The 14911-nt window shown below is 55.4% G+C and carries 9 protein-coding genes; 3 read left to right on the plus strand and 6 right to left on the minus strand.

Annotation, left to right across the window (positions count from 1 at the left end; all coding sequences use genetic code 11):
* Positions 1–314 precede the first annotated feature (314 nt).
* The 3 genes from D2E25_RS00005 to D2E25_RS00015 all read right to left on the minus strand — a co-directional run bounded on the left by D2E25_RS00005 (position 315) and on the right by D2E25_RS00015 (position 3607).
* Positions 315–1955 (minus strand): peptide ABC transporter substrate-binding protein, encoded by a 1641-nt coding sequence (locus tag D2E25_RS00005; protein WP_164514691.1) that lies wholly within the window; start codon positions 1953–1955, stop codon positions 315–317.
* Positions 1956–2193: 238 nt separating this feature from the next.
* Entirely contained in the window at positions 2194–3069 is an 876-nt protein-coding gene (locus D2E25_RS00010; RefSeq protein ID WP_125979726.1) for a MurR/RpiR family transcriptional regulator, read from the minus strand.
* A gap of 172 nt (positions 3070–3241) precedes the next feature.
* Positions 3242–3607, minus strand: a complete 366-nt coding sequence (locus tag D2E25_RS00015; protein WP_125979019.1) for a YccF domain-containing protein — start codon at positions 3605–3607, stop codon at positions 3242–3244.
* 297 nt (positions 3608–3904) lie between these two features.
* Here D2E25_RS00015 and D2E25_RS00020 point away from each other — a divergent pair, with 297 nt between their 5' ends.
* A complete protein-coding gene (locus tag D2E25_RS00020; protein WP_125979020.1) occupies positions 3905–5296 on the plus strand; it encodes an LPXTG cell wall anchor domain-containing protein in 1392 nt (463 codons plus the stop codon).
* Positions 5297–5441: 145 nt separating this feature from the next.
* Positions 5442–9272: a SpaA isopeptide-forming pilin-related protein gene (locus tag D2E25_RS00025; RefSeq protein ID WP_125979021.1), complete on the plus strand. Its 3831-nt coding sequence runs from the start codon at positions 5442–5444 to the stop codon at positions 9270–9272.
* Between the two features lie 357 nt (positions 9273–9629).
* On the opposite strand, the gene abc-f is transcribed toward D2E25_RS00025, so the two are convergent.
* Entirely contained in the window at positions 9630–11231 is a 1602-nt protein-coding gene (gene abc-f / locus D2E25_RS00030; protein WP_125979022.1) for a ribosomal protection-like ABC-F family protein, read from the minus strand.
* Positions 11232–11526: 295 nt separating this feature from the next.
* On the opposite strand from abc-f, the gene D2E25_RS00035 reads away from it, so the two are divergent.
* The gene (locus tag D2E25_RS00035) at positions 11527–12312 is read left to right on the plus strand and encodes a M15 family metallopeptidase (protein WP_241216880.1); all 786 of its coding nucleotides are present in this window, start codon (positions 11527–11529) and stop codon (positions 12310–12312) included.
* A 40-nt stretch (positions 12313–12352) separates the two neighbouring features.
* Here D2E25_RS00035 and D2E25_RS00040 read toward each other — a convergent pair whose 3' ends face one another.
* Both D2E25_RS00040 and D2E25_RS00045 read right to left on the minus strand, forming a co-directional pair.
* Positions 12353–14083: a sensor histidine kinase gene (locus D2E25_RS00040; RefSeq protein WP_125979023.1), complete on the minus strand. Its 1731-nt coding sequence runs from the start codon at positions 14081–14083 to the stop codon at positions 12353–12355.
* On the minus strand, positions 14080–14751 hold the full coding sequence (locus D2E25_RS00045; RefSeq protein WP_125979024.1) for a response regulator transcription factor: 672 nt from the start codon (positions 14749–14751) through the stop codon (positions 14080–14082). The genes D2E25_RS00040 and D2E25_RS00045 overlap by 4 nt, the downstream gene beginning before the upstream one ends.
* Between the last annotated feature and the right edge of the window lie 160 nt (positions 14752–14911).

Genomic DNA, 14911 nt, shown 5'->3' on the forward strand with positions numbered 1-14911 from the left:
GGCGGCATCACTCAGTAAACCGTTCGTCCTGACAACGACGGCAGGGAGCAAAAGCCATACCGGGGACCGCGACCCGTACAAGTTCCACTCTCTCATGAAACCCACCTACCACGGTAATGGGAGCGTCCGCGGCCGTAGGCCGCTAAATAACGCAGTATCGCGCGTAGCGCGATTCCATAGCATGCTGTGACGTGTGGCAACAATACGAGCAACAATACAAAGATGGGGTGGTGTTCCAATTGGAACACCACCCCATCGCTATGTATCAGCACTTATTCGCTGACTACTTCAATCACGCAATCACGCGATCACAATCACTTAGTAATCGTGTTGTACGTCGGCATGTTCGTGTAATCGAAGTTCACGTTCTTCACGCCCTTCGCGGATACGCCAGCAACGTTGGAATACCACAGCGGGATCGACGGCAGATCGTTGAGCAGAATGCCCTGAGCAGCCTGGAAGCCTGCGGTGCGCTTGGCTTCGTCGGTCTGGGAGAGTGCGTCGGACAGGGCAGCGTTGAACTCGTCGCTCTTGTAGTCGCCATCGTTGGAACCGTGGCCGTCTGCAGAAGCGGACGCGTACAGCGGGGTCAGGTAGTCTTCAGCGGACGGGTAGTCGAGCTGCCAACCGGAACGGAATGCGGAGTTGATCGTACGGTCGGTCACCTGCGAGCGAATATCGCTGAAGGTCGGGTAGGACTGGCCCTGTGCGTCGATGCCGAGCGCGTTCTTGATCTGGTTGCTCACTGCGTCAGCCCACTGCTTGTGGCCGCCATCAGCGTTGTATGCGATACGGAACGTGCCGCTCCACGGGGAGATCTTGTTAGCTTTCTCCCACAGTTCCTTAGCCTTGGTCGGGTTGTACTCGAGGTTTTCGCTGTTTTCGAGCTTCTTCGTGTACTCCGGCACGACCGGCGACGTGAAGTCGGTAGCAGGGGTGACGGTGTTGGAGAAGATCTTCTCAGCGATCTGCTTACGGTTGATAGACATCGAGATGGCCTGGCGGCGCAGGTGGCCTTCTTCATCATTGCCGAAGTGTTCAAGACGCTCAGGAATCACGAAGCCCTGGTAGGTGGAGCCAACCTGGCTGTAAGCAGTAATGTTCTTGTTGTTGCGGAAGGTCTTACGCGCGGTGGAAGGCACTTCGTCGAGCACGTCGAGGCTGCCGGAGAGCACGTCAGAGTATGCAGCATCCTCAGTGGTGTATACGCGGAATTCAATGCCACCGTTCTTCACGGTACGAGAACCCTTGTAATCGGGGTTCTTGGTGACGGTGATCTTCTTGTCCGGCTCCCAAGACTGGAACTTGTACGGGCCGTTGCCGATCGGGGACTTACCGAACGCCTTCATGTCCTTGTAGGCGACGGACGGCAGCGGGAAGAAGGACTGGTGTGCGATCTGCACTGGGAACACCGAGTCGGGGCTGTTGAGCGTGACGACGAAGGTGTGATCATCCTTGACTTCCAAGCCGGACAGCTGCGCGTCATCAGCCACGTTCGGATCCTGCAGCTCCTGGTAGCCCTTGATAATGGACATACGGCTGGCCTGCTTCTGCGCGTGCTTCACGTTAGCCGCGTAGCTCCACGCCTTGGTGAAGGATTCAGCGGTCACAGCCTCACCGTTGGTGAACTTCCAACCGTCGTTGAGCACGATCGTGTACTGGGAAGCATCTTCGTTCGGCGTAATCGACTTAGCAACTTCTAAGTGCTGCTTGCCTTTCGCATCATAGCTGACGAGGCCTTCGAACAGGTAGCGGATGACCTTACCGCCGCCCATCTCATTGGTGTCGGAGGGAACCAGCTCGTTCTGTGGTTCTGAGTTGTTCACCGAAATAATTGCGTTTGCGTCGGTTGCGCCGCTTGTGCTCTTAGTATCCGAGTTGCCGCATGCAGCCACCGACACGAGCATTGCGCCAGCAGCGCACAGTGCGGTGAATCGGGACGCCCATGAGTGCATTCCACTAATTGCCATCTACTTCTCCTTGTTCCTTCGACCATGGTTCGTGCGGCTCATGGAGATGAGCAGCGTAAGAACCTGTCGGGATTGATCGGACGATTACACCTCGCCCGGCAGCGCAAGCCATTGTACGGTTCGAAATGGTTAACGTGAAGTTTCGTCCCGCATATGGGACGGTAAATAATGGCATGCGAGCCCCGCAAAGGGGAGTAGATGATGGCTACGGGGGTAAAGGATGTTAGGCGCGGCCAGTGTATTCGCGGTCGGCAATAACGCGCCCGGAGCGGTCTAGCTCAGTAGAGAAACGCCCGTAGTCGGAGAGAATCACACTCATGTACAGCATGTCTACCATGGCGGTGTGTGCGACGCGTGAGAAGATCGCATTGCCGTAAATCGCATGATTGCCGCGTCCGGTCAGGAGTACTACGTCAGCCCAATTGGCGATTGGTGTGCCTGCGTTGTTGGTGACGGCGATAGTGTGCGCGCCGCTGGATTTTGCGGTTCGTAACGCTTTGACAGTGTCGGCTGAGCTGCCAGAGTGTGAGAATGCGATAGCCGCATCACCATGGTGGAGATGTGCGGCGCCGATCTGCTGCAGGTACGTGTCTTGGTTGAATCGACATTCCAAACCTAAATAGGTGAGTTTGGTGTTGAGGTCGAGTGCGGGAGCAACGGAATCTTCTACGCCGTAAATATCGATAATGCCTGCTTGAGCAATGATCGTGGTGGCTTTGCGCAAGGCTTTGGTGTCGAGTGATGCGCGCAGTTCGTCGATGAGGGTTTTTGCGCTAGCTGTTGCTTTAGCAGGTACGCTGTCTGGATCATCCCACGGATTGAGGTCGAATCCTTCGAGTGGGTCAAAGGTGACTGCGCGCTCTTCTTGTGGGTGGCGCAATACGTACCGCAGTTCACGGTAGCCGCCGAAGCCGAGTTTGCGAGCGAAGCGGATAACGGTAGGCTGGCTGACTTGCGATACTTCTGCAAGTTGGCCGACGGTGAGTTCTGCAGCTGTTTCGAGATGGTCGCGAATATATCGTGCGACTGCCTGTTCCGCCGGCCTGAGGGATGGAAACACGTGGTCAATGCGTTCGCGGATACCCACCGGGGATTGCACGATCATGCCTCCTTGTGCGTGCTCTATCATCGTGTCGTATTCGAGCCTATCCGCAGTTGGCGGCGTATGGGGTAAACGCGGCTGGAGTGTAGGTGAATGCAAGTTGAATTTTTTGTGGCGTTGGGTGCGAACGTGTTGTTGCGTGTTGCGTGTTGTGCGTCGCGCGGCGGGTCTACAAGGAGACGATGCGCGCGCCGAATGGCCATAGGGCGAGCTTGGCCATTTTGAATGATTGCAGACCGAAGGGAATGCCAATAATAGTGATGCAGTTCAGTAGGCCGGCGCCCAAGTATGCTACAGCCATCCACCAGCCAATAAAGAGCACCCAAAGAATATTTACGAGTGTGGAACCGATACCGCCGCCGTATACGACGGTACTGCCGAACGGAGTAAGGGTGAGCCCTGCCATTTTGAATGCTTGCAATCCCAGTGGAATGCCTACGATGGTGACGCATAGAATCAATCCGACAATTGCCCAACCGATGGCGATGGCTAATCCGCCGAGTACGAGCCACAGAATATTACCGAGAAGTCTCATAGGTTCTATCATGCCATGAAGGGGAGTGTGGCGGTATCGGGGACATACCGGATGAATGATTAAGGGTGTTGGGGAACCGTTGTACCGGCCGATAATGGCTATTTTACGCGATTATGGAGTTTTTCGAACAACTTGACAATGCTTATAGTGGGGGGGGTAATTCGTATAGGGGTAAGGGGAGTGATGACCCTTTACTGAGATGGCTTGTGACCGGTCACGATTTTGGGGTGTTATTTTCAGCGCTGTCCAGCCTCGGAGCCGGCCCATACCGTACAACGAGCAGGAGAGACAACTCATATGAGTATGAAACGAGCATTCGCGGCACTTGCCGCAACAGCAATGATGCTTAGCGGCATGGCCTTTGGTTCCGCTGGCGCAATGGCTGCTGATGGAAATGGTAGTGACGGTGGGGCGACTACAGATCCGACAGTCACTTCAATTGATGACGGCACGATTACGCTGGAAAGCGATAATGTACTGAACTTCAAGAGTGGTAATGACGATCCGCGAGCGAACCGCGAGTTTAAGTATGTGAAGCTCGCGGATTATAAGCTTGTTCCTGAGAGCCCTACTAACGGACAGAGTCAGTATCTGACGCTTGAGACTGCTTCTGGTGTGAAAGATGCAGTTATTGAATCGGTTAAAAGCGAAAACCTTTATCCGAATTATTCGACCGAGAATACAAACGGTACTGATCCGCTAGTGTGGCTGACAAAGAAGAATCCTTCTGCTGGTAAATGGAGTGAATTTATTAATGGCGTTAAAGGCAAACTGACGGATAATGACTATGGTACGGTAACTCCGACGGTAACCGACAGTAATGATGCTTATGATGGCAAGGCCACCGCAGTATTTGATTTCACAAAGACTCCTAATTCGACCAATCCGTCCGGCCCAGGCCTGTACCTACTTATAGATAACACGAGTGCTGCCAATGCGCCTAAGCAGAAGAACAATGAGAACGATGACTGCACGTACACGTATGGTCCGCTCTCCACTATTCTGATCGGCACCAAGGTCGAAGGCGATATCGCGAATGCAGACGGCACGCTCATCATCGATAAGAATCCATCTGGCATTGGTAGCGGTAATGCTGTAGCAAAGACCAATGTGTCGCCATCCTGTAGCGGTAGTTTCGCATTCCAGAAGACTGGTGCTGCCGCGAACGACAAAGATGGTCTCAACAACGTGACGTTCATCGTGAAGAAGTTTGACGACTCCAAGGGCGATCCAAGTTTCTCTGACTACAAGGCATTTGATACTGAGTTTGACAAGATCACAGAAAGCACGGAAGCAACCTCTGCTACTGTGGACAGAGTTGATGGCGTAGTCTCTTTGACTAATCTGACTGCGGGCTGGTACCTCATCAAGGAAGATTCCAATAGTGTTCCTAACGGTTACCTGAAGGACAATGCGTATTTGGCTCGTCTGCTCCTGCAAGTCACTCAGACTGGTGACGTTCTTTCCTATAACCTCACTGCTGTTTCAGACACTCGCCTGTTCACGAAGAAGGATGATCAGAACAAGAACCAGTACGACCAGTACATGGATATCCAGAACATCGGTCAACTGCCGTTGACTGGTGCAGCTGGTACGGCGATCTTCTCTGCGATCGCAGTACTGCTCGTCGGTGCTGCCGGCATGGTCTTCCTCAAGTCTCGCAAGACCAAGCAAGCCCTGCGCTACTGACTAGTCGCGCGGTAATTCATCATCACGCACGGTTGTGCAGATTGCGCTAGCTCACAGCAGCGTAACCTGCACAACCGCGTACGACTTTTCAGACGAGTAATCCGATAGTGACGAAGCGGTACCAGTGGTAAGGAAACAGTCCCCAATGACGAACAGCAAGCTCGACATGCCTCAACGGGAGATTCCTGAGGCAAGGCGGCATGTTATGCGATTCGCCAATACGTTCATTGCCAGTATTGCTGCGATCAGTTTTGTTTCTGGCGTAGCATTAACAGCTTATGCTGATCCAATAAGCACGGTAGCGGACATCACGACCGACACTGCAGCTACGCCCGATTCCATGCCGGAAGTGCAGACGAACGTTGCTACTGTTGATGGATATGACTGCGCACAAGTGACAGATTGGAATGGGCTGAACAAGTGCATCGCCGCAGGTGGTGTCGTCACTATTACAGAGAAGATCATTGCGCCAACCAGCGGTTCTATCACTGTTGCAACTGCTAGCACAATCCTATCTACTGTAAAGGGAACTGCTATAGAAGCACAGAAGCCAGAAGCTGGCTCAACTGACTTATTCGTTATCAACAAGGGCGGTACGCTCACCGTTGGTGCTGCAGGTGGAGCTAGCTTTGAATACTCTGGCAATACAGGTGACAATGTCCGCGTATTCGCTCATATCAACGCGGGCGGCACGCTTGCTGTCGCTAATGGCACCTTCACTGGCAATGACTCGACCGCCATCGGCGGCAGCGGCACCCTTGCCTACAACGACGGCGGCAAAGTCATTATCGCCGGTGGTATGTTCTCGAACAACAAGGCCACTCATGGTGGTGTTATTTGGCAATCAGGGTCTGGATCACTAACCATTACCGGTGGCACATTCGACAGCAATACATCTGATAACGGTGGCGTTGTCTATAAGGACAAGGGCTTCGCCACGATCGCCGGCGGCACGTTCACCGGCAACAGCGCCCAGGTCGGTGGCGTGATCACTCAGCAGCAAAATGTGTCTAATGATGTGAAATCGACATTGACGGTGTCGGGTGGCACGTTTACCGGGAATAAGTCATTGAAGTCTGATATCAACTGGAACGGCGGCGGCGTGATCCGCAGCCGTGCCGGCGTGGTCACTGTATCGGGCGGTGATTTCGAGAACAACATGTCACTGGGAACCGGCGGCGGCGCGATCTTTGTCGGAGATACCGAACTGACCGTTACAGGCGGCACGTTCAAAGGCAACGAGAGCGTCAATGGTCTAGGCGGTGGCGCGATCTACCAGACGCAAGGCACCGTCACCGTGTCCGGCGGCGAGTTCGAGTCGAACCGGCAGACATACGGCACGCTGAACGACCAGACTATCACGTACACCGACTGCTCCACCGACGGGGAAACGAAGCATAACTGTCGGAAGGGCGGGTATCGCGGAGGTGGCGCGATCCACACGGATGGAGGAACACTTACCATTCAGGGCAGCGTGCGGTTCACTGGAAACTATGAGAGGGATTGGACGGCATTCAGTGGTGGTGGCGCTGTCTATGTCCAGGGCGTCCTGTGGGTCAAGTCCGACGCGCAGGGACATGCACCGGAATTCACTGGCAACTGGGCAGGCGTGTCCGATGACCAGTATCAGACCGAGACCGTCACCGACGAGCAGGGCAAACAGACTACGGTCAACAAGTCTCCGGTCGGTGGTGCGGGCGGTGCGATCTTCCTCCAGAACAACAATTCGATGGGCTATCTGATGGGTGGCGAGTTCAAAAACAATAGTTCCGGTTATCTTGGTGGCGCCGTGTACACAGAGGAGGGTTCCACCACGTATATCGCCAAGGCCGTCGCCTATGGGAACACGGCGGGCCATTTCGGCGGCGGGTTCTGGTTGTGCCCGTCCGGCAACGGCGAAGCATCCAAGGGCGGCAACATCGCATTGTTCGACAATCAGACCGACCCGAGGATCGACCCGAACGATGGCAACAGCGAATCGAACGTTCAGGGCGCTCAGCCGACTAATTCGACTGAGTTCACGAATCAGGCTGGTGCGGATCTCGCGATCATGAACCCGTGGGCGAAGAGCGGCAAACCGAACACGTTCCAGTTGATGGACACGTGGTTCACTGACCGTACGAAAACGGCCGTCACCTGGCAGTGGGACGGCATGCCGATCCAACGGGCTAGTGGTTTCTCGGACAGTTGGCAGGCCGGCATGGGAGCAGATAAAGTCGGCAATATTGCCGTCACCGCGTACAAGAGCCCGAAGGACACGGCTTTCACCAAATCTGACGGAACAACGAAAGTCGAGTTCGCTGATCACATGTATCTCATCCAGCTCAGCTTCCACGGCGAGACGGGCATGTATCAGAAGGGCGTCGCATTGAAGGCCACGAACGTGGCCGACGTAAGTAAGGAGCGCGCGAAGAACAGCGCGTCGGTCAAGTTCACGGGCAACCAGTCCCGCCTGTCCGGTGGCGCATTCGGCACGAATGGTCGCGTCCTGTTTTCCACCCCATATACTGCGTCTTGGGAAAAAGTCGCACTCAATACCAACGGGAACCTCACCGATACAAAACTGGCAGGTAGCGTGTGGGAATTAACGAGCGTACCCACCACCTTGTCGGTTAAGGGTGACTCCAGTACGCAGACCGATCAAACCGTGATCGGTGGTCCGCACACGGAAACGTTCTACCCGACGTACTGCACGGCTGGCGACGAGGAATCATACAACGCTGGCAAATGTTGGAAAAAAGACACTGACGCTAATGGGAATGTGATCAAGGTAAGTGCCATCATCACTGATAATGAAGCTGATGAGCACACTAGTGAAGACGATAAGTACTCATATCAGGGCTCATTCGATAACAATCCAGCAGCAGGTGGGTTTGATCTCAACAATCTTGCCAATGGCCAGTACACGCTTACTGAAATCAAAGCTCCTGTTGGCTATTCGCCTGAAATTGGGACTGGTGGCAGCACAAAAACGTATAAGTTCAACGTGCGCGATGGTCAAGCTAAATGGTTGGATGATGCTGGCAATGAGACAACAGCAATAGACAAAGCAATTGGTAATACTGCTATGCCAGGTGTTGCATGGGAGAAGCAGGACGCCGATAGTCATACGACTATTGCTGACACCAAGTGGACGATTACCAAACTTGATGCCCAAGGTAATCCAACGGATACCTCGTATCAGATTACGGATTGCACAGAGGAAAACGACTGCAAGACTAATAACGGTGACGTTCAGGATTATGATGCGCAGCCTGGTCGTTTCCTCGTCAATAATCTGCCTGTAGGTGGTTACTTGCTCACGGAGGCTAGTACTCCTGATGGATATTGGCATACGAATGTGAAGTACCACTTCACGGTTACTGCTGGCAAAGAGACTGTCTTTCCTATTGTCACCACTAATGGTGTGATTACGAATCAGAAACCGACTGTCTCATGGAGCAAAGTTGACGAAGATGATCGCAATAAGCTTCTTGAAGGTAGCGAATGGGAGATCAGTGGTGGACCGCAGGGTACTCCTACGGCAACAGTTGTAGATTGTTCAACCACTGATACAGCGCAGGAGGCTTGCTCAAAGAACACGACTAATACAGTGAACGATAAGGGGCAAGTGACTGAGTATCGTGATCTTGACAATGCTGCTGGTGTACTGCGTATCAGTGGTTTGCCGCGTCCGGCTCAGGGCGAGACATATACGTTTACTCTGAAGGAAACTCAATCGCCAACAGGGTATGTACTCAAAGATGCGCAGTATACGTTCGCAATCGGTTACGACGAGTCAGTCGTTCAACTCAAACTGGGTGATGAGGCTCTTGCTGATAACAAGGTCACTAACGCAAAAGCACTCAGTGAACTGCCGCTCACTGGTGGCGATGCGCGGTCGTGGATGTGGGTGAGTGGCGGCTTGGCACTGTTTGCTGCAGGCGCAGTGTTGGCTTATGAGTGGATGAAACGACGTAACGCGTTGTTGCACTGAGTGTGAGCAAGTCGCTGCGAGCGTTCTATATGCGTGTGGCCGGTTTCAATGCTGGCGGTAGCCTCAGCCCCCTCAGCTGAGGGGGGGGGAAGGTCGTGACTATCGTGGCCTTGATTGTGGAATCGCGCTGTCGTGCGATGCTGTGTTGTTGGCAGCGCACAGCGCCGCGACGCTCCCCCAGTCAGCTGCGCTGACAGCCCCCTCAGCCGAGGGGGCCGAGAGCTACCGCCAGCATTGAGAAGCGTTGAGCGCCTATTAGCGTGGCGGCTGTAGCTGCTGCTGAGAACACAGCATCGCGCGACAGCGCGATCCCGATACAACAGGCATTGCATACACATTACAATGCGAAAAGCTGGTTTACTCCTCGGCCACAAGCTCCAAGTACGAGTCGTTCCACAAGTCTTCGTCGCCATCAGGCATCAACAGTACGCGCTCAGGATTCAGTGCTTGCACGGCGCCCTCATCGTGGGTAACCAGCACGATCGCACCCTCATATTTAGCGATGGCTTTGAGGATCTCATCGCGTGACGCGGGGTCGAGGTTGTTGGTGGGCTCATCAAGCAGCAGCACGTTCGCGCGAGAAGTCACTAAAGTCGCCAATGCCAGTCGTGTCTTCTCACCACCAGACAGCACGCGAGCAGGCTTCAATGCATCGTCTCCAGAGAACAAGAACGAGCCAAGAATCGAACGCGCTTGCGTATCGTTCAATTCAGGAGCTACGTGCGTAAGGTTCTCCAACACGGTTGCGTTCAAATCAAGCGTGTCATGTTCCTGCGCGAAGTAACCGATTTTGCAGCCGTGACCATACTCAACTACACCAGTGTCCGGCTCTTCAATATGCGCGAGCAGGCGCAGCGTAGTGGTTTTACCAGCACCGTTATAGCCCAGAATCACCACGCGAGAACCCTTGTCAACCGCAAGATTCACGCCGGCGAAGACGATGTTAGAACCATAAGCTTTAGAAATGTCCTTGGCCATGATGGGAGTGCGGCCACAGGGCGCAGGCTCGGGGAAGCGAATGTCAGCAACCTTTTCTTGCTTTTGTGCTTCGCTGGTTTCGCTGAGCAATCGTTCGGCGCGGCGCATCATATTCTGTGCGGCGACAGCCTTGGTGGCTTTCGCGTGCAGGCGGATGCCTTGCTTCATCAAACGCTCGGCTTTCTTTTCAGCAACTTCGCGTTCGCGACGGCGCCGTTCTTCATCTACCACGCGCTGGTGCAGGTAGGCTTTCCAGCCGAGCGAATACATGTCGATCTGACCAGTTTGCGCGTCAAGATGCCACACCTTATTGACGACCTCGTCCAACAACTCAGTGGAGTGAGAGATGACGAGGAATCCGCCTTCGAATTTCTTCAAAAATCCGCGCAACCATTCGATGGAGTCAGCGTCCAAATGGTTGGTTGGCTCGTCCAAGATTAGCGTGTCAGCATCGGAGAACAGAATGCGTGCCAGTTCGATACGACGGCGCTGACCGCCAGAGAGATTGCCGAGCTGCTGAGTCATAACGCTTTGTTCGAGGCCGAGACTATCAGCCATGGCGATCGCCTCAGATTGCGCTGCATAACCACCGGCCTTGTCGAATTCCTGCATGATCTTGTCATAGCGGTTCATTGCGCGAGTCATGACATCCGGATCCGGATCGGTCATTTCCTTCTCGCATTTGCGCATGCGGGAAATAATGGAAGCAATGTCGCGCGCGCTCATCATACGGTCGAGCGCGGTCTGCGTTTGATCGGAAGCGTGCGTATCCTGCGGCAGATAGCCGAGTTTGCCGGAGACGCGCACTTTGCCGGCGGTGGGTAGCATGTCGCCGGTGATCACGCGAGTGAGCGTAGTTTTACCAGCACCATTGCGGCCAACGAGACCGATTTTGTCGCCTTTAGCGACGTGGAAGTTCGTCGGATGCAGTAGTGTACGTGCACCGATCTGAATTTCAAGTTCCTGCGCTTCGATGGCCATGCCTGTTCGTTTCGCCCTTCCATACGGCTGTGTCGTCATATCGCCGGCTGCTGCACTATGTGTTACATGCATGCGTGCTGCGGCGAAGTCCAACGTTCCATCATAGCGAATGGGTGCGAATCGGCAGGATGAGCCTGGCACCCTTAAGGGTGATCATCCTCATGAATGAGGGATAAATCCGTCTTGTGCCTGATAGAACAAGCCGTTGATACATCATACGATCGCTTAACAAGAGTAGGGAACACGCTGGTGTGGGGTTGACCCAGATTCCAGGTGAGATTGGCAGGAGGGCGAAATGGCACGGGTGATGGGCGTGGCGTCAGTACGAGAGCACGATCGTATGCCAGCAAACGCAAAGAATCGCGTACAGTATTTTGCCGACTACCGGTATCGCAGGGCGCGTATCGGTATCAAAGTAGTGCTGTCGGTGGCGGTTGCTGCGGTGATGCTGTTCGCAGTGCTGTTTGGCGTGGGGCGTATTGCCAACGTTGGGCCGTTCGCCGCGGGCATTCCTGAAGCCTCGTATGATGCTGCGCGATGGAATCTGATTGTGGTGAACCGTTGGCATCGTATTCCTGACGATTACCCGCAACCAGAGTTGACGACATTGTCGAACGGGGAGCAAGTGGATTCGCGTATCTATCCGGATTTGCAGCGCATGTTTGACGATATGCGTGCTGCTGGCCTCAACCCGTATGTCACCGCCGGTTATCGTACACGTGACAAACAGCAATCACTCATGGATGAAAAGGTGTTCCTATACAAGAACGAAGGCATGGATGAGAAAGCTGCTGAAGAAAAAGCGCGCGAATGGGTGGCGATTCCCGGCACCAGCGAGCATGAGATCGGCTTAGCGGTAGACATTAACGCGAAGGGCGCGCGCAGCACAGCGGACTCGCAACGCGAGCATGAGTGGCTAGCAGCAAACGCGTGGCAGTACGGATTCATTCTGCGCTATCCGAATGGCAAAACCGACGTAACCGGCAACATCTACGAGCCCTGGCACTATCGGTATGTAGGCGCAGAAGCTGCCAAAGCCATCCACGATTCCGGCAAGGTTTTGGAGGAGTACCAAGGCTGAACGCTGCCGACCGGTTTGTGCTGTATGCGGTCGGTTTATTTCAGGCAGCCGGCAGGTCGAGCGTCGCGCGGAACAGGCCGTCACTGGGTTGGGACAGCGTGAGCCGCGCGCCCATTGCCTCGCAGGCGGCGGACACGATTGACAGGCCCAATCCGACGCCGGGTACCGCGCTGATACGTGAGTGTTCGCCACGATGGAACGGTTGCGTTAATTCGTTCAGATCATCGGGCAGTGTTTCGCTGGTGGTGTTCGTGACGGTCAATGTCACATGCGCCGAGGAACCGCCGGCGGCGTTTGCGGACGGTTGGCTGACGGCTACGCGTACTGACCCGCCGTTCGAGTTGTGCACGACAGCGTTGCGAATGAGATTGCCGACGGCCAATTCCAGCAATGCCGGGTCAGTGGCGACTGTGGTTTTCGGCAGCTCGTCGGCGTCGATGGTAATGCCGTGTTCGGCAGCGTCGTCGGCAACGATATCGATCGCATCGTTCACGCAGTCGGTCAGATTGGCGACAGACGGTGCAGATGATGCAGTGCCGTTGCTAGCCGGAGCTGCATGTCCGCCGATTGCTCCGTTTTGGATGCGCGAAAGCGTTAGCAGTGCCTGCACAAGCTGGGCGCCACGGCGGTTCGCGGCGAGCGCGCGGCGAACAGACGGCTCCACATCAGCGGGGAAGCGGCCTTGGGCGAGCGGCGCATCAAGATTCGTTTCCACGGCGGCGATCGGCGTGCGCAGTTCGTGCGACGCATTTGATACGAAGCGTTTTTCCGCAACGGATGCGGCCTGGATGCGTTCAAGCATGCCGTTGAGCGCGTTAGCAAGCTGTGCGATTTCATCCGCGTCACCATGTCGCTGTGATTCCTTGGACGATACCGCGGTTGAGGAATCATCGTCATGGGTGAGAGCATTATGCGTGGCTGACTTGGCGTCGGCTGTGCTGCTGTTATGCCTGCGGAACCAGCGCCGGCGCGGATGCGTGCGCCTGTCCACATCAATACGCGTATCAAGCCGATCGGGATCGAGTGCAGCCGCCTGCTCGCTGATCGAACGCAATCGGCGGGACATGCGCGAAGTAACAATCCAGATCACGAGGATGCTGGTCGTACCGAAGAACACGAAGATGATCGCAGCGCTGATACGCAAGCCGTTGGCGATCGTGTCCTGATTCCAAATGGATATGCCATATGGGGTGTTGATCGTGTATGAGCCGTCCTGCCCCCACTCGACGCGATAGTGGCCGTCGCTGAGCGTTCCGCTGGCGGAACCTGTCTTATTGTCGGCAATCCCGCCGCTACTGGAACCGGTGACACTCATCGAATCGGAATCGGAGCCGGAACTGGAATCTGCGCTCGAGTCGGAGTCGGGGTGCGCCTGTGCATACGATTGCGGATCCCATTGCCATATATTCCATTCGAGGCCCGGGCCCTTGGTGCTGCCGCTGGTGGTACCGTCCGCACCGCCGAGCTCGCCTTTCTCATAGGTGCTGATTGTCAGCGCGTATGAGAACATGCCGTTGACGACGATTGTCTGCACGAGGGTGGCCGCGCCGATGGCCAGTAGGAACACGATGCTGATGGCGAGCGTGAGCTTCGCGCGGAACGAACGGGGGCGCAGCCGGTCGAACAATGCGCTGATACTGCGGCCGATACGTCGCAACAAGCGGAACCGCTTGTGCGAGGCAGGGGATTCCGCTGTGCCTTCATCGACGTGCGCGGCGGGTTTGGACACGTCGGGTTCGAGCACAGGGGTCTTGGAAACGATGTCGTTCATTGTAGCCGGTATCCTTCCCCGCGCGTCGAGACGATCGCCTCACGATCGCCGAGTTTGCGGCGCAGTGAATACACGGTGGTTTTGATCACGTCGGCCGGTTCAGCGGCGGTCGGATCATCCCACACCGATTCGTAGAGTTCCGGCACGCTCACATAGCCGCCGTCGGCGCGCATAAGCTCGAGCAGTACGCCGTACTCCTTTGGCGTGAGCTTGACGAGCGTGCGCCCATGATCGCGGAACACCAATCGTCGCGTCGTATCGAGCGTAATATCCCCGCGCACAAGTACCGCGGCGGGCGCGGCGCCCTTGCCAGCACGACGCTGCAATGCACGAATACGAGCGAGCAGCTCCGGGTAAGCGAATGGTTTGGTCAAATAATCGTCGGCGCCAAGATCCAGCCCGCTGACCCGGTCGCTCACCTCGGCTGCTGCGGTGAGCATGATGACAGCGACGGGAATGCGGTTCGCGGCGATCGTTGCCATCACCGCGTCGCCCGAGAGCACTGGCAGGTCACGGTCGAGCAGCACGATGTCGATGTTCTGATCGGCGAGCGCCTGCAACGCTTCCGTGCCGGTTGCAGCGAGGCTGGTCGCATACCCTTCGTAACGCAACGCGTCGTCTAATGCGGCGGCCAGCTCGCGGTCGTCCTCGACGATCAGGATTCGCATATCGTGCCTCTTTCCTGCGGTTTCTCCCCATTCTGATGGTACCTGTTTATCTTCCGGCCGTCTCGGTAATGCGAGGGTAATGGATTCTCCTACTGTCACGCCACCGGCTCGGAGGTTCCATGGATGGTAAGGACGTTGCATCACCCGACCCGTGACACAA

This window comes from Bifidobacterium goeldii (assembly GCF_003951095.1).
Lineage (GTDB): Bacteria > Actinomycetota > Actinomycetes > Actinomycetales > Bifidobacteriaceae > Bifidobacterium > Bifidobacterium goeldii.